The organism is Aquipseudomonas ullengensis (assembly GCF_014174475.1).
Lineage (GTDB): Bacteria > Pseudomonadota > Gammaproteobacteria > Pseudomonadales > Pseudomonadaceae > Aquipseudomonas > Aquipseudomonas ullengensis.
This window is the reverse complement of sequence record NZ_JACJUD010000007.1, coordinates 276,096-296,406: the sequence shown is the minus strand read 5'-3', so window position 1 is coordinate 296,406 and position 20,311 is coordinate 276,096. Positions and strand designations below refer to the sequence as shown.

Here is a 20,311-nt window from a genome sequence, read left to right as displayed (position 1 = left end):
GCGGAGTGACGCCATGAACTCGAACCGGAACGCCCTGATCATCGGCGCCTCGCGCGGCCTCGGCCTGGGCCTGGTGCAGCAACTGCATGCTGACGGCTGGCAGGTCACCGCCACCGTGCGCAACCCGGACGGCGCCAGCGCCTTGCAGGCGCTGGACGGGGTGCGTATCGAAACCCTCGACATCGACGATGCGCAGGCACTGGATGCACTCGCCCGGCGCCTGCACGGCCAAGTGTTCGACCTGCTCTTCGTCAACGCCGGGATCCTCGGCCCCGCGCACCAGTCCAGCAGCGCCGCCACCGCAGCCGAGCTGGGCCAGCTGTTCATGACCAACGTGGTCGCGCCGATCCGCCTGGCCGAGCGACTGGTCGCGCAAGTTCGCCCACAAACCGGCGTGCTGGCGTTCATGAGTTCGGTGCTGGGCAGCGTGACCATCCCGGAAGGCAATGACCTGGGCCTGTACAAGGCCAGCAAGGCAGCACTGAACTCGCTGACCAACAGTTTCGTCTGCACCCTGGCCGAGCCCCGTCCCACGGTGCTGTCGCTGCACCCGGGCTGGGTCAAGACCGACATGGGCGGCCCCGGCGCCACCCTCGACATCGCCAGCAGTTGCCAGGGCCTGGTCCAGCAGATCGAGCTCTACGCCGGTCGCGGTGGTCACCACTTCATCGACTACCAGGGCCAAACCATTCCCTGGTAACGCGCGCCACGCGCCCCTGGATCAGCAGACAGGGCATAACTGAGCTGGCCAACCTGAACGTCACTTTCAGAGGAGCCGGCCGTGTCCGCACCCCGTACCTGGATCAAGAACCCGCAAGCCATCTTCACCGCCAATGACCAGGATGCCCGTGGCGGCCTGGTCATTGCCGATGGCGTCATCGTCGAACTGCTGGCCGCCGGCCAGGTGCCCGCGCAACCTTGCGCCCAGGTGTTCGACGCCAGCCAGCATGTGGTGCTGCCGGGTCTGATCAACACCCACCATCACTTCTACCAGACCCTCACCCGCGCCTGGGCGCCGGTGGTCAACCAACCGTTGTTCCCCTGGCTGAAGACGCTGTACCCGGTGTGGGCACGGCTGACCCCGCAAAAGCTCGCGCTGGCCTGCCGCGTGGCGCTGGCCGAGCTGCTGTTGTCCGGTTGCACCACGGCGGCCGATCACCATTACCTGTTCCCGGCGGGCCTGGAGGATGCCATCGACGTGCAGGTCGAGGCCGTGCGCGAGCTGGGCATGCGCGCCATGCTCACCCGTGGCTCGATGACCCTGGGCGAAGCCGACGGCGGCCTGCCGCCCCAGCAAACCGTGCAGCAAGGCCAAGTCATCCTCGATGACAGCCAGCGCCTGATCCGCCAGTACCACCAACGCGGTGCCGGTGCGCAGATCCAGATCGCCCTGGCGCCCTGCTCACCCTTCTCGGTGACCACCGAGATCATGCAGGCGAGTGCCGAAATGGCGGTGCGTGAAGACGTGCGCCTGCACACCCACCTGGCGGAAACCCTCGACGAAGAAGACTTCTGCCTGCAGCGCTTCGGCCTGCGCACCGTCGATTACCTAGACAGCGTCGGTTGGCTCGGCCCCCGCACCTGGCTCGCCCATGGCATCCACTTCAACGCCGAGGAAATTGCCCGCTTGGGCGCCGCCGGCACTGGCATCTGCCACTGCCCCAGCTCGAACATGCGCCTGGCCTCGGGCATCTGCCCGACCCTGGAACTGGAGGCGGCCGGCGCGCCGATTGGCCTCGGCGTGGACGGCTCGGCCTCCAACGACGCCTCGAACATGATCCTCGAAGCGCGCCAGGCGCTCTATCTGCAGCGCCTGCGCTACGGCGCCGAGAAGATCACTCCGGAACTGGCCCTCGGCTGGGCCACCCGCGGCTCGGCGAAGCTGCTCGGGCGCAGCGACATCGGCGAGCTGGCCGTCGGCAAACAGGCTGACCTGGCGCTGTTCAAGCTCGACGGGCTGCGCTTCTCCGGCAGCCACGATCCGCTCTCAGCCCTGTTGCTGTGCGGCGCCGACCGTGCCGACCGGGTGATGGTCGGCGGCACCTGGCGAGTGATCGACGGGCAGATCGAAGGCCTCGACGTCGCCGCCCTGATCTCAGCCCATCGCCAGGCCGCCAGTAGCCTGATCGCCGGCTGATGACGCCACCCCATGCACCAGTTTCAACCCGGCGCGCCCTCGTGCGCGCCGTTATTGACCACACGGACAACTTCAGCCCACCGAGAACCCGCGTGGAACCGGCTGTTCATCGATTTGCGAGATAAATTGTCCTTCTGGTCAATTTTTTGCATTGCACCTGTCGCCTCTTCCGGCCAACACAGAAAAACTAGACACGGAGCATTTCACCCTATGTCCACATCCTCCCTGAAAAGCCTGGTGCGCGGTGTCGCTGCGGCCATCGGCCTGACCGCTTCCATCGGCGCCCTGGCCGCCGATCCGCTGAAGGTCGGCTTCGTCTACGTCGGCCCGATCGGCGACCACGGCTGGACCTACCAGCACGAACAAGGCCGTCAGGAGCTGATCAAGCACTTCGGCGACAAAGTGCAAACCAGCTTCGTCGAGAACGTGGCCGAGGGTGCCGACGCCGAGCGCGTGATCCGCAACATGGCCAAGGGTGGCTACGACCTGGTGTTCACCACCTCGTTCGGCTACATGAACCCCACCGCCAAGGTCGCCAAACAGTTCCCCAAGGTCACCTTCGAGCACGCCACGGGCTACAAGCAGGACAAGAACCTCGGTACCTACCTGGCCACTTCCTATGAAGGCCGCTACGTCGGTGGTTTCCTCGCCGCCAAGATGACCAAGACCAAGAAGATCGGCTACATCGCCTCCTTCCCGATTCCGGAAGTGATCCGCGACATCAACTCGATCCAACTGGCCCTCGACAAGTACAACCCGGGCACCGAAATCAAAGTGGTGTGGGTCAACTCCTGGTTCGATCCGGGCAAAGAAGCCGACGCCGCCAACGCCCTGATCGACCAGGGTGTCGACGTGGTGTTCCAGCACACCGACAGCCCGGCCCCGATCCAGACCGCCGAGCGCCGTGGCGTCTACTCCGTGGGCTATGCCTCGGACATGGCCCACTTCGGCCCGAAAGCCGTACTGACCTCCATCGTCAACAACTGGGGCCCGCACTACATCAAGTCGACCCAGGCGGTTATCGACGGCAACTGGAAACCGCAGGACTACTGGGGCGGCCTGAAAGAAGGCACCATCGAACTGCCGATCAGCGACCTGGTACCGGCTGACGTGAAAGCCGAAGCCGAGAAGATCATCGCCAGCATCAAGGACGGTTCCTTCCACCCGTTCACCGGCCCGATCATGGACCAGAGCGGCACCGTCAAGATCCCGGCCGGCGCCACCGCCAGCAACGCCGAACTGGCGGGCATGGACTACTACGTGAAAGGCATCACCGCGCAAATCCCGAAATAAGCTCCACCCTGCCGCAATGGCCCTGGTCGCGGCATTCGCCACCCGGGTCGTTTCCGGCAACACTGCACGAGCACCACGCGCCGTCCCTCTGCAAAGAGAACCGCGCACCAAGGGCGGACTCAACCTCCGCCCTTTTCGCTGCCCTGGGTACGAGAAGACTCGCAGCACCTACACCCCACCAGGAGCAACCATGAACTCACTACCCATCATCGATATTTCCCCGCTGTATGCCGCCGACCCGGCCGGCTGGCCCGCCGTGGCCAAGCAGATCGACCAGGCCTGCCGCGACTGGGGCTTCTTCTACATCGAAGGCCACCCGATCAGCGCCGCGCGCATCGCCGAACTGAAAGCTGCCGCCATCGACTTCTTCGCCCGCCCGGCCGAGGAAAAGCTGCGCATCGACATCACCCAGACCGAGCACCACCGCGGCTATGGCGCCATCGCCACCGAGCAGCTTGATCCGAGCAAGCCGAGCGACCTGAAAGAAACCTTCGACATGGGCCTGCACCTGCCCACCGAACATCCCGATGTGCTCGCCGGCAAACCGCTGCGCGGGCCCAACCGCCACCCGCACATCGCCGGCTGGCAGGCGCTGATGGAACAGCACTACCTGGACATGCACGAATTGTCCAAGACCCTGCTGCGCGCCATGACCCTGGCGTTGGGCATCGAGCGCGACTTCTTCGACCAGCGCTTCGACCAGCCGATCAGCGTGCTGCGCATGATCCACTACCCGCCACGCCAGACCGCCAGCTGCGCCGAGCAACAAGGCGCCGGCGCACACACCGACTATGGCTGTGTGACCCTGCTGTACCAGGATAACGCCGGCGGCCTGCAGGTGCAGAACCTGCAAGGCGAGTGGATTGATGCACCGCCCATCGACGGCACCTTCGTGGTCAACATCGGCGACATGATGGCGCGCTGGAGCAACGACAACTACAAGTCCACCCCGCACCGGGTGATCAGCCCGCTGGGCGTCGACCGCTACTCCATGCCGTTCTTCGCCGAACCGCACCCGGACACCGAAATCAGTTGCCTGCCGGGTTGCCAGGACGCCGCGCATCCGGCCAAATACGCGCCGATTTCCTGCAGCGACTACATGCTCTCGCGCTTTGCCGAGACCTACGCCTATCGCCGCGAAGAGGGCCAGGCCGCCGCCAGCGGCGCCTGAGGCGAAACGGCTGCCGGTCGCCTCGACTTGCAGCCGCCCGCCGCGACCTCGAAGCTATACACCTGTCTGACCCCGTTACCGGATCGAAAAACACCATGTATGACTGGCTAAACGCCCTGCCCAAGGCCGAACTGCACCTGCACCTGGAAGGCTCGCTGGGGCCTGAACTGCTGTTCGCCCTGGCCGAACGCAACAAGATCGCCCTGCCCTGGAACGATGTCGACAGCCTGCGCAAGGCCTATGCCTTCAACAACCTGCAGGAATTCCTCGACCTCTATTACCAGGGCGCCGACGTCCTGCGTACCGAGCAGGACTTCTACGACCTGACCTGGGCCTACCTGCTCAAGTGCCAGGCGCAGAACGTGATCCACACCGAGCCGTTCTTCGACCCACAGACCCACACCGACCGCGGCATCCCCTTCGAAGTGGTGCTGCGCGGGATCAAGCAGGCACTGGTCGATGGCGAGAAGCAACTGGGCATCAGCCATGGCCTGATCCTCAGCTTCCTGCGTCACCTGCCGGAAGAAGCCGCGTTCGACACCCTGAAACAGGCCATGCCGTTTCGTGATGCGTTCGTCGCCGTTGGCCTGGACAGCTCGGAAATGGGCTTCCCGCCGCGCCTGTTCCAGCGCGTGTTCGACAAGGCCCGCAGCGAAGGCCTGCTGACCGTCGCCCACGCTGGCGAGGAAGGCCCGCCGGAATACATCTGGGAAGCCCTCGATCTGCTCAAGATCGAGCGTATCGACCATGGCGTACGCGCCATCGAGGACGAACGTCTGATGCAGCGCATCATCGACGAGCAAATCCCGCTGACCGTCTGCCCGCTGTCCAACACCAAGCTCTGCGTGTTCGACGACATGAGCCAGCACAACATCCTGCAGATGCTCGAGCGTGGGGTGAAGGTGACGGTGAACTCCGATGACCCGGCCTACTTCGGCGGTTACGTCACCGAGAACTTCGCCGCGCTGCACGCCAGCCTGGGCATGAGTCAGGAGCAGGCCCAGCGCCTGGCGCAAAACAGCCTCGACGCCCGCCTGGTCAAGTAAGCCCTGTCCTGGCCATGCCAGGGCAGCCTCCTCTACCGCGTCTCCACCAACCCGGAATACGCAACAGAATGGAGCAAAGTTGCGCCACGCTGAGGCAACTTGGCGCTTAACTGTGAGGACTGCTCGCGGCACAAGCGTCGAAAACTCGGCTGGACACCCGCAGTACTGACGGCCAGCAAGCAGATTGGCTGCAGGAATCACGGCAAGAACAGGAAAAATGCAGAAAATTCATATTTTCTGTCTGCCTGGACAAGAACTGGCGCTGTTCTTGCTCTTACAGAAAAAGCCTGACCAACACGACAGGTTTAAAAATCATAATTCGTCGATTAGGAGCACACACATGAAGCGCACCACCTCTTCCCTGATGTTGGCGGGCAGCCTGCTGGCAGCCGGTCAGGCCACGGCCGGCGACCTGCTGCAATGGCAGGACAACAGCCTGACCTACCTCAACGGCATCGACTTCACCGTCGACCCGCCCAAGCAGCAGACCGTCACCTTCGAGCACGCCAGCGGCTGGAGCTTCGGTGACCTGTTCTTCTTCGTCGACGGCATCAAGTACAACACCGACGCCACCAACGGCGCCGGCGACGGCCACACCTTCTACGGCGAGCTCAGCCCGCGCTTCTCTCTGGGCAAGATGACCGGCAGCGACCTGTCCTTCGGCATCGTCAAGGACGTGCTGATCTCAACCACCTACGAGTTCGGTGAAGACGATGTCGATTCCTACCTGATCGGCCCGGCCGTCGACCTGAACATCCCCGGCTTCGACTACTTCCAGCTCAACACCTACCTGCGCACCACCGACGGCAAGCGCGACGGCGACAACGTCTGGCAGATCACCCCGGTGTGGAGCTACACCATTCCGGTTGGCAACTCCGACCTGGTAATCGACGGCTTCATGGACTGGGTCGTGGACAACGACGAGAGCTACCACGCCAACCTGCACTTCAACCCGCAGATCAAGTACGACGTGGCCAAGGCCTTCGGCGTCGGCCAGAAAGTCTACGTCGGCGTCGAGTACGACTACTGGAGCGACAAGTACGGCATCGAGGACGAAGGCTTCGTCGGTTCGGAAATCCTCGGCGGTACCGACCAGAGCGCGATCAGCCTGCTGGTCAAGGCTCACTTCTAAGCTGCGCCTCGCCGTTTCGTAGGGCAGGTGAAACCCGCCCTACACCGCGTTACCGCTCCCTGCCGCTTTTCCTTCCTTTGGGCGGCGGGGAGCCCTTCTCTTCCTGAGCGGCGAGTCAGAGATTCTGATAGCGGTTCATGTCCAGCACGCCCGCTTCCACCGGCTCCGTCTCGCGGATATAGGCCGACAGGTCGTTGAAGTAGCGCCAGAACTCGGGATGGCTGCGGCGAATGCCCCAGCGCTCCACCACCTTGTCGAACGCCGCCACATCACGCGTTTGCTCCAGCGCCGCGACGAATGCCGGCACCTCTTCGGCGCGCAGGTTGAAGATGAAGTTCGGGTAGCTGGTCAGCACGCCCGGATAGACCGTCAGGGTATCCAGCCCCACTTGGTAGCGCAGCGATTCGCCAGTCATGAACGCCACGTTGCTGTGCGCGCGATTGCGCAGCAGGCTGTAGACCTCGCGGCGGCCATCGGCCAGCTCGACACGCAGCAGAGTCGTCTCGGGCAACTGTTCGATCACCTTGAGCCCTGCCGCTGGCCGCCCCGGCAGGCGACTCAGGGCTTGCTCGGCGCTACGCAGCTGCTCACCCAAACCATTGCGATAACACTGCGCGCCACGGCAACGGTTGATCGGATCGGGCCGGGCATTGAGGCCGGCATAACGCTCGAGAAGCGCTTCGGCAAACTCGCGCTTGGGATCGCGGCTCAGCAACTGCAGGCCGGTCGGCGTATCCAGGTCGGCATCGTTGTAGCTCATCCACATCTTCAGCTTGCCGCTGTTCTGGTACCAGTCATCCAGGTAGCCCTGACGCGAATCCGCCGGCATCAGGCGCAGGAAGTTCAGCTCGGCGCCATTGCGGATCAGGTCGAAGTACAGGCGGGTCTGCGCCTGGTGCGCGACGTTGCCGAACACGTCGAAATTGACCACCAACTGGTAATACGTGCGCTCCAGCAACGGGTAATCCAGTACCCAGATTGTCTGCGGTACTTCGCCAATCAGCCCCTTCCGCACCATGGCGCTGTCATGGTGGCGGAAGACCGACAACAGCGCGTTGTCGTTGCCGGCCCACAGGTTCGACCAGCTCGGCGCGGGGGCATCGGCATAGGCATCGCGGCGCAGGTCTTCGTACTCGTTGCGCTTGTCCCGATAGGCGTGCCACAGGCCCAGCAGGTCGCCGATATCGTCGAACTGGCCAGGCATGGCCAACAGCGGCGTGGCTTCGGCGCGGTACTCGGCATCGGTGATGTAGAGGTCATGCTCGGGCGCCTGGAACAGCGCCCAGAAGTTGTCGCGAATCACATCGGTAGCGATCTGCCCGCGGCAGACCGGGCCACGGATAAAGGTGCGTACGAAGTACTCGGCGTTATCCAGCATGAACTGGTAGCGCGCCTGCACGGGAATCGCGGCGAAGGTCTCGAACGGGTTGGCGCGGCGCTGGGCGCCGTAGCCGGGTACCGCATCCGCCGTCCAGTCGCCGCTGAAGAACAACTCCTGCACCCGCGCCAGCTTGTGCGCACTGAGCGGATAGGTGATGTGCGTCTTGTGCACGATCACCCCCTGGATCGGCCACAGGCGGTAATACACCTGGGTACCCGGGTCCTCGTTGGGCCGGCGCGTGGCGATCATGTCGATCGGCTGACCACTCGGTGTGCGCGAACGCACCAGCTGGAAGAAATGCCCCGCCTCACCGCCCTCGAAATACAGATGGGCGAGGAACAAATGCTCGTACAGCCAACGGCTGACCAGACTTTCCCGGGCGCCCGGGGCATTGAGCAAGGTTTCCCATTGCGCGACCTGCGCCTGCTCCGCCACCGAAGGTTGCAGCGCCTGCTGCTCCACCGGCGCGCCCTGGGCCAGCCACTGCTGCAAGGTGGCGTATTCAGCATCGCTCAGGCCCGTGACGGCGAACGGCATCCCGGCATGGGCGAATTTCTTCGCGTAGGAGTCGAACTCGCCCGGCAATGGGCACTGGTTCTGTCGGCCAAGGGCGATATCCAGATCGGCCGGCAGCTTGGCATTCGGCACCGGCGGGTTGCTGCGCCCCAGCTCCAGCATGCGTTTGAGCAGCGCGGCCTGGCCACCCTGGGCATCCAGCACCGACTCGAAGCCCATGTTGCGCCAGGCGGCCTCGCCCTGGGCATCGACGAACAGACGCGTGGTGGCCTGAGCCTTGGTTCGGCCCCCATCGTACACCGGCAGCTTGCTGGCACCGCGCAGGATGCCTTCGCCACTGCCCAGGTTGAGCTGGCAGGGCGCGTCATAGCAGGCGTGGCAGGCCACGCACTTCTGCGTGAGGATGGGCTGGATATCGCGGCTGTAGGAAACCGCTTCGCTGGCGCCGGCGAGGCCGGCAAAGATGAAAACGAGGAAGAGAACTGCAAGTCCCTGGCGCAACATAAACCTATCCTGTGTGTGCGAATGGCGATTCTAGCGTTACTCGCTCGGCAAAGAGAGCCTTGAACATGAGCGCAATTCATGGAAAAGCTCGGCATGCGGCAAAAGCATGCAGCTTTGCTATCATCGCCGCCTTTGTTTCCGCCCTTCTCAGGTAGCTCCCCATGTCCGATCGCAGCGCCCGTCTCCAAGCCCTTCACAAGGCCCTCCAGGAACGCATCCTGATCCTCGACGGCGGCATGGGCACCATGATCCAGAGCTACAAGCTGGAGGAAGAGGATTACCGTGGCGCGCGCTTCGCCGACTGGCCGAGCGACGTCAAGGGCAACAACGACCTGCTGCTGCTCAGCCGCCCGGACGTAATCCAGGCCATCGAGAAGGCCTACCTGGATGCCGGCGCCGACATCCTCGAAACCAACACCTTCAACGCCACCCAGGTGTCCCAGGCCGACTACGGCATGGAAGCGCTGGTGTACGAGCTGAACGTCGAAGGCGCGCGCCTGGCCCGTGAAGTGGCCGATGCCAAGACCCTGGAAACCCCGAACAAGCCACGCTTCGTTGCCGGCGTACTGGGCCCAACCAGCCGCACCTGCTCGATCTCCCCGGACGTCAACGACCCCGGCTACCGCAACGTCACCTTCGACGAGCTGGTGGAAAACTACGTCGAAGCCACCCGCGGCCTGATCGAGGGCGGCGCCGACCTGATCCTGATCGAGACCATCTTCGACACCCTCAATGCCAAGGCCGCGATCTTCGCCGTGCAGCAAGTGTTCGAGGATGACAACGTCGAACTGCCGATCATGATCTCCGGCACCATCACCGACGCCTCCGGCCGCACCCTGTCCGGGCAGACCACCGAGGCCTTCTGGAACTCGGTAGCGCACGCCAATCCGATATCCGTAGGGTTGAACTGCGCCCTCGGCGCCAAGGACCTGCGCCCGTACCTGGAAGAGCTGTCGACCAAGGCCGGCACCCACGTCTCGGCCCACCCCAACGCCGGCCTGCCGAACGCCTTTGGTGAATACGACGAGACGCCGGCCGAGATGGCCGCCGTGGTCGAGGAATTCGCCGCTTCGGGCTTCTTAAACATCATCGGCGGTTGCTGCGGCACCACCCCGGCGCATATCCAGGCGATTGCCGAGGCCGTGGCCAAGTACCAGCCGCGCGCCATCCCGGACATTCCCAAGGCCTGCCGCCTGTCCGGCCTGGAGCCGTTCACCATCGACCGCAACTCGCTGTTCGTAAACGTCGGCGAGCGCACCAACATCACCGGTTCGGCCAAGTTCGCCCGGCTGATCCGCGAGGAAAACTACACCGAAGCCCTGGAAGTCGCCCTGCAGCAGGTGGAAGCCGGCGCCCAGGTGATCGACATCAACATGGACGAAGGGATGCTCGATTCCCAGGCAGCCATGGTCAAGTTCCTCAACCTGATCGCAGGTGAGCCGGACATCTCGCGCGTACCGATCATGATCGACTCCTCCAAGTGGGAAGTGATCGAAGCCGGCCTGAAATGCATCCAGGGCAAGGGCATCGTCAACTCGATATCCATGAAGGAAGGCGTCGAGCAGTTCAAGCACCACGCCAAGCTGTGCAAGCGCTACGGCGCCGCCGTGGTGGTGATGGCCTTCGACGAAGTCGGCCAGGCTGACACCGCCGCGCGCAAGCGCGAGATCTGCCAGCGCAGCTACAACATCCTGGTCAACGAAGTGGGCTTCCCGCCGGAAGACATCATTTTCGACCCGAACATCTTCGCCGTCGCCACCGGCATCGAAGAGCACAACAACTACGCCGTGGACTTCATCGAAGCCTGCGCCTATATCCGCGATCATCTGCCGTTCGCCCTGTCGAGCGGCGGCGTGTCCAACGTCTCGTTCTCCTTCCGCGGCAACAACCCGGTGCGCGAGGCGATCCACTCGGTATTCCTCTACCACGCGATCCAGAACGGCCTGACCATGGGCATCGTCAACGCCGGTCAGCTGGAGATCTACGACGAGATTCCCAAAGAGCTGCGCGAGAAGGTCGAGGACGTGGTGCTCAATCGCCACGAAGGCGGCACCGAGGCCCTGCTGGCCATCGCCGACAACTACCGGGGCGACGGCAGCGTCAAGGAAGCCGAAACCGAGGAATGGCGCGCCCTTCCGGTTGGCAAGCGTCTGGAGCACGCACTGGTCAAGGGCATCACCGCCTTCATCGTCGAAGACACCGAGGAATGCCGCCAGCAGTGCGCGCGTCCGATCGAAGTCATCGAAGGCCCGCTGATGTCCGGCATGAACGTGGTCGGCGACCTGTTCGGCGCCGGCAAAATGTTCCTGCCCCAGGTGGTCAAGTCCGCCCGTGTGATGAAGCAGGCCGTGGCCCACCTGATCCCCTTTATCGAAGCGGAAAAAGGCGACAAGCCGGAAGCCAAGGGCAAGATCCTCATGGCTACGGTGAAGGGCGACGTGCACGACATCGGCAAGAACATCGTCGGCGTGGTGCTCGGCTGCAATGGCTACGACATCGTCGACCTGGGCGTGATGGTGCCGGCGGAGAAGATCCTGCAGACGGCGATTGCCGAGAAGTGCGACATCATCGGCCTGTCCGGCCTGATCACTCCCTCGCTGGACGAGATGGTGCATGTTGCCCGCGAAATGCAGCGCCAGGGCTTCAGCCTGCCGCTGATGATCGGCGGCGCCACTACCTCGAAAGCCCACACCGCGGTGAAGATCGAGCCCAAGTACCAGAACGACGCGGTCATCTACGTCACCGACGCCTCGCGCGCCGTGGGCGTAGCGACCCAGTTGCTGTCCAAGGAAATGAAGCCGGCCTTCGTCGAGAAGACCCGCGCCGAGTACGTGGAAGTGCGCGAACGCACCGCCGCACGCAGCGCGCGCACCGAGCGCCTGCCCTACGCCGCCGCCGTGGCCAACAAGCCGGCGTTCGACTGGAGCAGCTACCAGGCCAGCAAGCCGAGCTTCACCGGGGTGAAAGTGCTGGAAGACATCGACCTGGCAACGCTGGCCGAATACATCGACTGGACGCCGTTCTTCATCTCCTGGGACCTGGCCGGCAAGTACCCACGCATCCTCACTGATGAAGTGGTTGGCGAAGCTGCCACTGCGCTGTTCGAAGATGCCCAGGCGATGCTGAAGAAGCTGATCGACGAGAAGCTGATCAGCGCCCGCGCGATCTTCGGCTTCTGGCCGGCCAACCAGGTCAACCACGACGACATCGAAGTCTACGGCGACGACGGCCAACCGCTGGCCAAGCTGCATCACCTGCGCCAGCAGATCATCAAGCCGGACGGCAAGCCCAACCTTTCCCTGGCCGACTTCGTCGCGCCCAAAGAGACCGGCATCACCGACTACGTCGGCGGCTTCATCACCACCGCTGGCATCGGTGCCGAGGAAGTGGCCAAGGCCTATCAGGACGCCGGCGACGACTACAACTCGATCATGGTCAAAGCCCTGGCCGACCGCCTGGCCGAAGCCTGCGCCGAATGGCTGCACCAGCAAGTGCGCAAGAACTACTGGGGTTACGCCCAGGACGAGCAGCTGAGCAACGAGGATCTGATCAAGGAAGCCTACAAGGGCATCCGCCCGGCCCCCGGCTACCCGGCCTGCCCGGACCACACTGAGAAGAAGACCCTGTTCACCCTGCTCGACCCGGAAGCCGGCTTCGACAAGGCAGGGCGCAGCGGCGTGTTCCTCACCGAGCACTACGCCATGTTCCCCGCCGCCGCCGTCAGCGGCTGGTACTTCGCCCACCCCGAGGCGCAGTACTTCGCCGTGGGCAAGGTGGATAAGGACCAGGTGGAGAGCTACACCGCACGCAAGGGCCAGGAACTGGCGATCAGTGAGCGCTGGCTGGCGCCGAATCTCGGTTACGACGACTAATGACACAGGGGCGCCATGCGCCCCTTACCTTTATGACGCCTCTCGAAATCATCGCCTCCGCCCTCGGCATCACCTCCGTCTGGCTGACCGTGCGGCAGAACCCGCTGTGCTGGCCCATCGGCCTGGTCATGGTGCTGCTCTATGCCTGGTTTTTCTTCGATGCCCGCCTGTATTCGCTGGTGCTGCTGCACGGCGTGTTCGCCGCCATGCAGCTGTACGGCTGGTGGGTATGGCGCCAGGACGTGGACGCAAGCGGCAAACGGCCGGTCAGCGAAGCGAGCCGCAACGAGATCCTGATCGGCATGGCTGTGGCGCTGCTGTTCGGCCTGCTGCTGGGGCTGGCCATGGATCGCCTGACCGAAGCCGCCTATCCCTGGCCGGATGCTCTGCTCACCGCCTTCAGCCTGCTCGCTCAGCTGTGGATGGCGCTCAAGCGCTGGCAGTGCTGGGTGCTATGGATAGTGGTCGACGTGCTCTATGTCGGCTTCTTCGCCTTCCAGGGTTACTGGCTGACGGCCGCACTGTACGCCGTGTTCACCGCCCTGGCCGTGCTCGGCCTGCGCGAATGGCGGGCCCCGCGGGTGCAGCCGGCATGAAAGTGGTGGTGCTCACCGGCCCCGAGTCCAGTGGCAAGACCTTCCTCACCGAGCGTCTGCAGCGGCATTTCGGCGGGCTGGTGGTCGGCGAGTACGTGCGCCACTTCATCGAGCAAGAGCGCCGCGACACCTGTCTGGCGGATATTCCAACCATCGCCCGCGGCCAGTTGGCCTGGGAAGACGCGGCCCGCGCCCAGACGCCTGGGTTGCTGATCCTCGACACCCACCTGCTGAGCAATATGCTCTGGAGCCAGGCTCTGTTCGGCGACTGCCCGCCGTGGCTGGAACAGGCTCTGCTGGATCGACACTACGACCTGCACCTGTTGCTCTCGCCGCAGGGCGTGGACTGGTACGACGACGGCCAGCGCTGCCAGCCGCAACTGGCCGACCGCCAGCGCTTCCACCAGGATTGCCGCGCTTGGCTGCAGCGGCATGCACGCCCCTGGACGGAAATTGGTGGCGACTGGGTGCAACGCGAAACCCAGGCCATCGAACAGGTACGCCAACTGCTCGGCTAAAGCAGCTGACAGTAGCTCCTACACTTGTCCCATCGCCCCGAGACAACGCAGGAAGTCCATGTCCCCCATCACCTACATCCGTCTCCACCCTTCCGCCGGCCTGCTGTTCGTCCAGCTGCTCGGCGTGCTGCTGTACCCCTGGATGGAAGACACGCAAATCGGCCGGGCGCTGTTCGGCGCCTTCGGCCTGCTGGTGCTGGGCATGGCGCTGCATGTGGTCAAACGCAGTCCGGTGCAGACCTGGGTGGCCGGGCTGCTGGCCCTGCTGGTGGTGGGCCTGAACCTGCTCGACAGGTTCACCCCCAGCCCACTGCTGGAGGCGCTGATCGCCATTCTGGAAGCCGCGTTCTACGCCTATGCGGCGACCAGCCTGATCGCCTACATGACGGCCGACCAGCACGCCACCACCGATGAGCTGTACGCGGTCGGCGCGACCTTCACCTTGCTGGCCTGGGCCTTCGCACATCTCTTTACCTTCTGCCAACTGCTGTTGCCTGGCAGTTTCGTGGCGATGATCGAGCCACAGGCGGCGCGAACCTGGATGGAACTGCTGTTCCTCAGCTTCACCACCCTGTCTGGCGTCGGCCTGGGCGATATCGTGCCGATCACGCCCATGGCCCGCTCGCTGGTGATGATCGAGCAGTTCGCCGGGGTCATGTACCTGGCGCTGGTGGTGTCACGGCTGATCGCTCTGACCACGGCCAAGCGCTAGGCTCAACACTCCAGGCCAGAAGCGGCGAGGCCTGATGGAATATTCAGCGAACTTCTGCGCGCCTGTGCAGCTCAAAAATTAACGGAGCCAGTCCGGCTCATTCGATGGAGCGACGTTATGTACAAGCAGACTCTGGCAATACTCGGCGTGGTGGCGGTGGTCAGCGGTTGTGCGACCAAGCCGGAAAACCCGGTGGACTACGTGACCTATCGCGATCAGCCGCTGGTCAAGCAGGTCGAGGACGGCATGACCAAGCAGCAGGTCATGACCATCGCCGGGCCACCCTCCTCCGAAATCACCCGGCCTGGCACCCAGGGCAGTTGCAACAACTACGTGCTCAGCCTTGAAGGCCACCAGCAGGTCTACTACGTGAATTTCGACAGCAGCGGCCGCGTCGACAGCAAAGGCTTCAATACCTGCGAACAGCACGAGATCAACGAAAAAGCCCTGTAGCCCACAGGCTTTCGTTCCAGCCAAAGCCGCTGCCAACAGCGGCTTTTTTTCGTCTGCAGTTCCAGCCTGTCGTGCGAGCCAGAGCATCTATGCTTGCTGCATTCACTGAGCGCACTACCAGCAGACAGGGAGTTCCACCGGATGCTCGACTTCGTACTTCACGCATTGCATTCCTCACCGGAAATCGCGGTATTCCTGGCGATTTCCCTGGGCGTACTGATCGGCCGGATTCGCATCGGCAGCTTCCATCTGGGCTCGGTTGCCGGCGCGCTGCTGATGGGTCTACTGATCGGCCAGATCGGCCTGGAAGTCCCGCCAATTCTGAAGTCGGTGTTCTTCGTGCTATTCATCTATGCGGTCGGTTTCAAGAGCGGTCCGGAATTCTTCGGCAGCCTCAACCGCGGCACGCTCAAGCTGGTGATCCTTTCGGTCGTGCTGTGCGGCACAGCGCTGGGTTCGATCCTGCTGATGAACGCAATCTTCGACTTCGACGCCGGCTTTACCGCCGGGCTGGGCGCCGGTGCACTGACCGATACGGCCATCATGGGCACCGCCACCAGTGCCATCAGCCAGTTGCCGCTGGACGAAGCGGCGAAAGCCGAGCTCAACAGCCACATGGCCATCGCCTACGCCGTGACCTACCTGTTCGGCACCATCGGGCTGATCGTCTTCGTCGGCAGCATCGCGCCCAAACTGCTCGGCGTGGAGCTGCGCAGTTCGGCCCGCGAGCTGGAGATCGAACTGGGCATCGCCGATGAGGGCGACGCCTTCACCATCCCCTACACGCGCATTGTGGTGCGTGCCCATCAAGTCGCCGCGCAGGGAGCGGCCGATGGCCAACTCATCGCCGATATCGAAAAGCTGCACGAGGCCCTGAGCGTGGAGCGCGTGGTACGCGATGGCCAGGTGCTGGAGCGCGATGGCAGCCTGGTGCTGCAAGCTGGCGATATCGTCGGCGTCTATGCCCTGCGCGAGGCTGTCGGCCCGCTCTCGCAGTGGATAGGCCCGGAGATCGACCACCCGGAATCACTGTCCTTCCCGACCCGCGAAGCCGACATCGTGCTGACCAGCGCGGAGTTTGCCGGCAAGACCCTGCATGAAGCCAAGGCAAAGTTGATCGGCAGCGAGCGCCTGGGCTGTTTCCTCAAAAACATTACCCGCCAGGGCTTCGATCTGCCGCTGCTGCCCAATACCGTGCTGCGTCGGGGCGACGTGATCATCCTGACCGGGCGCCCTAGCAGCGTGGATGCCATCGCCGCACGCGTGGGCCGGGTACGCGAGAGCAACTACAAGAGCGATATCGCCGTGCACACCATGGGCATGGTGGTCGGCTCGCTGCTGGGCATTCTGTCGACCCATATCGGCATGATCCCGGTCGAGCTTGGCGTGGGCGGTGGCGTCCTGGTCACCGCGCTGGTGATCGGCTGGTACAACTCGCGCCACCCGGAGGTCGGTGCCCTGCCGCCTGCCGCGCAGTGGGCATTCTCCGAGTTCGGCCTGACCGCTTTCGGCGCGGTGATCGGCCTGCTAGCCGGGCCACAGGCGATCACGGCCATGCAGGAGCATGGCTTGTCGCTGCTGCTTTCCGGGGTCGTGGTAACCCTGCTGCCGCCCCTGGTGGCACTGTACTTCGGCCGCTATGTGCTGGGCCTGCACCCGATGATCCTGTTCGGCGCGCTCGCCGGCGCACAGACCGAAGCGGCCTCGATGAACAAGATCATCGACGAGTCCGGCAGCAACACACCAGTGATCGGCTTCACCGTGTGCTACGCGATCTCCAATGTGCTGCTGGCCGTGTGGGGGCCGATAATCATCTTCCTCACCGCCGGCTGAACCCTCCCTGCCCGCGCTACAAACCCCTCTAGCGCGGGCAATCGGCACGCCATCACCGCGATAGCGCAGGCATAATGCCCACCTCGATATGACCGCCGTTAAGCGCAGAACGCCATGATTGCACTCGCCGCCCTGGCTCTTGCCACCGCCCTGACCCTGTTCGTGCTGCTCCTTCGGGCCAAACGCGCCCAGCAGGAATTGGCGCAATACCGCGGGCTGATCGACAAGCTCACGGATGGCGTGCTGCGTATCGACCAGGACGGACGCATCCGCCAATTCAACCCGGCCGCCGCTCGCCTGCTGGGCAAGCCAGAAGCACAACTCCAGGACTGCCTGCTCAGCGAACTGATCCCCGAGGCAGGCTCGCTCACGTCGCTGCAAGGCCTCACGGCGCCCGGTGCCGAGGGCGGGAACATCTGCCTGCACGTTCTGCCCGCAGCCGCCGACGCCAGCGTCATCGTGCTGATCCAGCCGGCCAGCGACAGCGAAGGTTCGACAGAAGATGCCCAGCGCTTCCAGCGCAGCCAGTATTTCGCCCGCATCGGCACCTGGGACTGGGACATCGACACCAACCGCCTGTACTGGTCGGATGCCATCTACGCCCTGTTCGGCTATCAGGTCGGCGAAGTGGTGCCGAGCTACGAGCTGTTCGTCGCCAGCGTCCACCCGGATGACCGCGAGCAGGTACGCATCGGCGAGGTGCGCTGCATCGAAACCGGCGAGAACCACGACGAGGAATACCGGGTGATCTGGCCGGACGGCAGCCTGCACTGGCTGCGCGAGACCGGCAACGTGATCAAGGATGCGCAAGGTACGCCGGTAAAAATGATGGGCGTGGTACGCGACATCACCGAGGAAAAAGCCTGGGCCAGCCAGATGCACCAGCTCGCCCACCACGACGCCCTCACCGGCCTGCCCAACCGCCTGGTGTTCGAGGACCGCCTGCGCAACGCCCTGGAGCGCGCGCGGCGCAACGGCACCCGGGTGGCGCTGGTGTTTATCGACCTCGATGGATTCAAGGCGATCAACGATACCCACGGCCATGCTGCCGGCGACCAGGTGCTGGTCACCACCGCATTGCGCTTGAAAGGGGCGTTGCGTGAATCAGACAGCGTGGCCCGGGTGGGCGGCGACGAATTCGTGGTGATTCTCGAAGGGCTGACGCTGGAGCAACCGCTGGAAGAGGAAGCCCAGGGCATCGCGCAGAAGATCCTCGCCGCGCTGGCTGCACCGCTCAGCATCGGCCAACAGCAGCAATGCATCGGCGCCAGCCTGGGTATCGCGGTGTTCCCGGATCACGCGCCGAGCATGGACCGGCTCATTCATATCGCCGACCTGGCGATGTACGAAGCCAAGCGCAGCGGCGAGAACCAGTATCGTCTGGGCAGCGACACGCCCCCACGCACCAGCACTGAATAGCGCCAGCTCTTGGCGCTTAGCTGAGGGTCGTGCTGGAGCGGCGAATGATCTTGATCGAATGGGTCAGCGCCGGCTTGCGCGTCACACTGATGGCCCGACGGGTCACCGTGTCGATGGTGATGTTCCAGAAGCCACTGTTGGGCACGGTGATCTTCGCCGGGAACTTGTCGAACGCGCCGCCGTGGTAGGCATGGCGCCCGCCATTCTTGAAGCTGCGAAAATTCGCATCGCTCATCAGGCGGATATTGCAGGGCTGCGAGCACTGGATGACGACAATGTCGTCTTCGTTCAGGTGTTCGCGCTGGTGGATGAATTTCATGCGTTGGGGTCCTGAGGGTGAAGCGGAGCGCGCGACGATATCACGCGCACGCGTTACAGGCAGGTTCTGGCGATGGAACGCTACCACCCGGCAACCTGTTAGGGCGCTGCTATGCTGGGTTGGATAAATCAACTACTAAGGGAAATCCATGCGTCATCTGCCAGTGCTCTCGCTCATATTACTCATCCTCACCGGCTGCGCCGGCCCTGGCTACTTCGAAGCGCTCCCCCCAAGCAGTCCAGACCAGGCCGTCGTCTATCTGTATCGCCCCAAGGCAGACAATCCTGGCACGCAGCCACTGCGTTTTTCCTATCCGGACGTGCTAATAGACGAACAGAGTGTCGGCACCCTGCAGTTCAACGCCTATCGCCGCGTCGAACTGGCGCCGGGCCTCCACACCCTGCGCATCACCGGCCTGACCCGCCAGGCCAAGTGGGAGCCGCGCGACATCAAGCAAAACTTCACCGTCGCGCCGGGCGAGATCAAGTACCTTAAACTCGATGTACGTTTCAACCTGAGCGAAATGCCTTTGGGTTCTTTCGGCCCCAGCTACCTGATCCACATCCGCCCCATGCGCCCCGACGACGCCGTCTACGAAATTCGCACTACTGAACCGCAAACCCCATGAAGCAAGGAGCTATCCATGAGCACAACGCGCATTCTCACCCTTTCGCTGGCCGTAGCCCTGATCGTCGGTTGCCAAAGCAACGACGAGCTGAACACTGCGTATGACCGCACCGAGGCCTACGCAGAAGGTGTCCCTGGTGGCGCGGTCGCCGAGACGGATGAGCTGCTGGCCAGCGTCACTGCCATCGACACGGCCAAGCGCAGCTTTACCCTCAAGGATGATCACGGTAACAGCCGCACCTTTCAGGCTCCTGCGGAGATGCACAACTTCGAGCAACTCAAGGTCGGCGACCGGGTTCGAGCCGTGGTCGCCCTGGAGCGCATCGTCTACCTGCGGCAACCAGGTGAAGAGGCAACGGACGGTGCCGCTGGCGTATTGGCTACCGCCCCGCTGGGCAGCAAGCCCGGCATGCTGGTAGCCGACACCGTCGAGATCACCGCAGTGATCAAGGCCATGGATAGCAAACTGCGCACTGCCACCCTACAACTCCCCGACGGCAGCGAACGTACCGTCAACGTCCGCCCTGATGTCGTCATGAAAACCGAGTACCTCGGTCGTGAAGTGGTGCTGCGCATGACCTCCGCCTTCGCCGTCAGTGTCGTTCCGCAGTGACGACGAGGGAGTAACTCGGTAACGGGAGCCACCAATACCACCCCGCAGAGACGCAACTGCGGGGCAGTCCAACCAACAAGTTGGAGGGAGAGCAATTCTCCCCCCGACTACAAACGGAACAGCCGAATTCAGGCATCGGTGCATCTGTATAAAGCTCATCGCGCACTCC

The 20,311-nt window shown here is 63.6% G+C and carries 17 protein-coding genes; 15 read left to right on the top strand and 2 right to left on the bottom strand.

The window, feature by feature from the left end; translation table 11 throughout:
• Positions 1-13: 13 nt before the first annotated feature.
• The 6 genes from H3H51_RS19665 (at position 14) to H3H51_RS19640 (ending at position 6,779) form a co-directional block, all read left to right on the top strand.
• Positions 14-700, top strand: coding sequence for an SDR family oxidoreductase (locus H3H51_RS19665; protein ID WP_183090767.1), 687 nt, complete (start codon positions 14-16; stop codon positions 698-700).
• An 81-nt stretch (positions 701-781) separates the two neighbouring features.
• Positions 782-2,137, top strand: coding sequence for an 8-oxoguanine deaminase (locus tag H3H51_RS19660; protein WP_183090766.1), 1,356 nt, complete (start codon positions 782-784; stop codon positions 2,135-2,137).
• A gap of 210 nt (positions 2,138-2,347) precedes the next feature.
• Complete coding sequence (locus H3H51_RS19655; RefSeq protein ID WP_183090765.1) at positions 2,348-3,430, top strand: BMP family ABC transporter substrate-binding protein; 1,083 nt, start codon at positions 2,348-2,350, stop codon at positions 3,428-3,430.
• Between the two features lie 190 nt (positions 3,431-3,620).
• Positions 3,621-4,601 carry a 2-oxoglutarate and iron-dependent oxygenase domain-containing protein gene (locus H3H51_RS19650; protein WP_183090764.1) on the top strand — a complete coding sequence of 327 codons (981 nt, stop codon included), beginning with the start codon at positions 3,621-3,623 and terminating at the stop codon, positions 4,599-4,601.
• A gap of 95 nt (positions 4,602-4,696) precedes the next feature.
• Positions 4,697-5,647 (top strand): adenosine deaminase, encoded by a 951-nt coding sequence (locus H3H51_RS19645; protein WP_183090763.1) that lies wholly within the window; start codon positions 4,697-4,699, stop codon positions 5,645-5,647.
• Between the two features lie 340 nt (positions 5,648-5,987).
• A complete protein-coding gene (locus H3H51_RS19640; RefSeq protein WP_183090762.1) occupies positions 5,988-6,779 on the top strand; it encodes an outer membrane protein OmpK in 792 nt (263 codons plus the stop codon).
• 115 nt (positions 6,780-6,894) lie between these two features.
• On the opposite strand, the gene H3H51_RS19635 is transcribed toward H3H51_RS19640, so the two are convergent.
• Positions 6,895-9,180 carry a fatty acid cis/trans isomerase gene (locus H3H51_RS19635; RefSeq protein ID WP_183090761.1) on the bottom strand — a complete coding sequence of 762 codons (2,286 nt, stop codon included), beginning with the start codon at positions 9,178-9,180 and terminating at the stop codon, positions 6,895-6,897.
• A 161-nt stretch (positions 9,181-9,341) separates the two neighbouring features.
• Here H3H51_RS19635 and metH point away from each other — a divergent pair, with 161 nt between their 5' ends.
• The 7 genes from metH to H3H51_RS19600 all read left to right on the top strand — a co-directional run bounded on the left by metH (position 9,342) and on the right by H3H51_RS19600 (position 18,583).
• Complete coding sequence (gene metH / locus H3H51_RS19630) at positions 9,342-13,052, top strand: methionine synthase (RefSeq protein ID WP_183090760.1); 3,711 nt, start codon at positions 9,342-9,344, stop codon at positions 13,050-13,052.
• Positions 13,053-13,084: 32 nt separating this feature from the next.
• Positions 13,085-13,648 (top strand): nicotinamide riboside transporter PnuC, encoded by a 564-nt coding sequence (gene pnuC, locus H3H51_RS19625; RefSeq protein WP_183090759.1) that lies wholly within the window; start codon positions 13,085-13,087, stop codon positions 13,646-13,648.
• Complete coding sequence (locus H3H51_RS19620; RefSeq protein ID WP_183090758.1) at positions 13,645-14,166, top strand: AAA family ATPase; 522 nt, start codon at positions 13,645-13,647, stop codon at positions 14,164-14,166. The genes pnuC and H3H51_RS19620 overlap by 4 nt, the downstream gene beginning before the upstream one ends.
• A 58-nt stretch (positions 14,167-14,224) precedes the next feature.
• Complete coding sequence (locus H3H51_RS19615) at positions 14,225-14,878, top strand: potassium channel family protein (protein ID WP_183090757.1); 654 nt, start codon at positions 14,225-14,227, stop codon at positions 14,876-14,878.
• Positions 14,879-14,995: 117 nt separating this feature from the next.
• Positions 14,996-15,331 carry an osmotically-inducible lipoprotein OsmE gene (gene osmE / locus H3H51_RS19610; RefSeq protein ID WP_183090756.1) on the top strand — a complete coding sequence of 112 codons (336 nt, stop codon included), beginning with the start codon at positions 14,996-14,998 and terminating at the stop codon, positions 15,329-15,331.
• Positions 15,332-15,472: 141 nt separating this feature from the next.
• A complete protein-coding gene (gene aspT / locus H3H51_RS19605; RefSeq protein WP_183090755.1) occupies positions 15,473-17,164 on the top strand; it encodes an aspartate-alanine antiporter in 1,692 nt (563 codons plus the stop codon).
• Between the two features lie 114 nt (positions 17,165-17,278).
• Positions 17,279-18,583, top strand: a complete 1,305-nt coding sequence (locus H3H51_RS19600) for a diguanylate cyclase domain-containing protein (RefSeq protein WP_183090754.1) — start codon at positions 17,279-17,281, stop codon at positions 18,581-18,583.
• A gap of 16 nt (positions 18,584-18,599) precedes the next feature.
• Here the strand turns inward: H3H51_RS19600 and H3H51_RS19595 are convergent, their stop codons facing one another.
• Entirely contained in the window at positions 18,600-18,902 is a 303-nt protein-coding gene (locus tag H3H51_RS19595; RefSeq protein ID WP_183090753.1) for a DUF1883 domain-containing protein, read from the bottom strand.
• 148 nt (positions 18,903-19,050) lie between these two features.
• Here H3H51_RS19595 and H3H51_RS19590 point away from each other — a divergent pair, with 148 nt between their 5' ends.
• Together H3H51_RS19590 and H3H51_RS19585 are read left to right on the top strand one after the other, a co-directional pair.
• Positions 19,051-19,530 (top strand): DUF2846 domain-containing protein, encoded by a 480-nt coding sequence (locus H3H51_RS19590; RefSeq protein ID WP_183090752.1) that lies wholly within the window; start codon positions 19,051-19,053, stop codon positions 19,528-19,530.
• 15 nt (positions 19,531-19,545) lie between these two features.
• A complete protein-coding gene (locus H3H51_RS19585) occupies positions 19,546-20,142 on the top strand; it encodes a hypothetical protein (RefSeq protein ID WP_183090751.1) in 597 nt (198 codons plus the stop codon).
• Positions 20,143-20,311 lie beyond the last annotated feature (169 nt).

Excerpts from the sequence above, each read along its gene's own strand:
- H3H51_RS19635 (WP_183090761.1), bottom strand. The coding sequence starts at position 9,180 with ATGTTGCGCCAGGGACTTGCAGTTCTCTTCCTCGTTTTCATCTTTGCC.
- H3H51_RS19655 (WP_183090765.1), top strand. The coding sequence starts at position 2,348 with ATGTCCACATCCTCCCTGAAAAGCCTGGTGCGCGGTGTCGCTGCGGCC.
- H3H51_RS19590 (WP_183090752.1), top strand. The coding sequence starts at position 19,051 with ATGCGTCATCTGCCAGTGCTCTCGCTCATATTACTCATCCTCACCGGC.
- H3H51_RS19640 (WP_183090762.1), top strand. The coding sequence starts at position 5,988 with ATGAAGCGCACCACCTCTTCCCTGATGTTGGCGGGCAGCCTGCTGGCA.
- aspT (WP_183090755.1), top strand. The coding sequence starts at position 15,473 with ATGCTCGACTTCGTACTTCACGCATTGCATTCCTCACCGGAAATCGCG.
- H3H51_RS19615 (WP_183090757.1), top strand. The coding sequence starts at position 14,225 with ATGTCCCCCATCACCTACATCCGTCTCCACCCTTCCGCCGGCCTGCTG.
- metH (WP_183090760.1), top strand. The coding sequence starts at position 9,342 with ATGTCCGATCGCAGCGCCCGTCTCCAAGCCCTTCACAAGGCCCTCCAG.
- H3H51_RS19595 (WP_183090753.1), bottom strand. The coding sequence starts at position 18,902 with ATGAAATTCATCCACCAGCGCGAACACCTGAACGAAGACGACATTGTC.
- osmE (WP_183090756.1), top strand. The coding sequence starts at position 14,996 with ATGTACAAGCAGACTCTGGCAATACTCGGCGTGGTGGCGGTGGTCAGC.
- H3H51_RS19585 (WP_183090751.1), top strand. The coding sequence starts at position 19,546 with ATGAGCACAACGCGCATTCTCACCCTTTCGCTGGCCGTAGCCCTGATC.
- H3H51_RS19650 (WP_183090764.1), top strand. The coding sequence starts at position 3,621 with ATGAACTCACTACCCATCATCGATATTTCCCCGCTGTATGCCGCCGAC.
- H3H51_RS19665 (WP_183090767.1), top strand. The coding sequence starts at position 14 with ATGAACTCGAACCGGAACGCCCTGATCATCGGCGCCTCGCGCGGCCTC.
- pnuC (WP_183090759.1), top strand. The coding sequence starts at position 13,085 with ATGACGCCTCTCGAAATCATCGCCTCCGCCCTCGGCATCACCTCCGTC.
- H3H51_RS19600 (WP_183090754.1), top strand. The coding sequence starts at position 17,279 with ATGATTGCACTCGCCGCCCTGGCTCTTGCCACCGCCCTGACCCTGTTC.
- H3H51_RS19620 (WP_183090758.1), top strand. The coding sequence starts at position 13,645 with ATGAAAGTGGTGGTGCTCACCGGCCCCGAGTCCAGTGGCAAGACCTTC.
- H3H51_RS19645 (WP_183090763.1), top strand. The coding sequence starts at position 4,697 with ATGTATGACTGGCTAAACGCCCTGCCCAAGGCCGAACTGCACCTGCAC.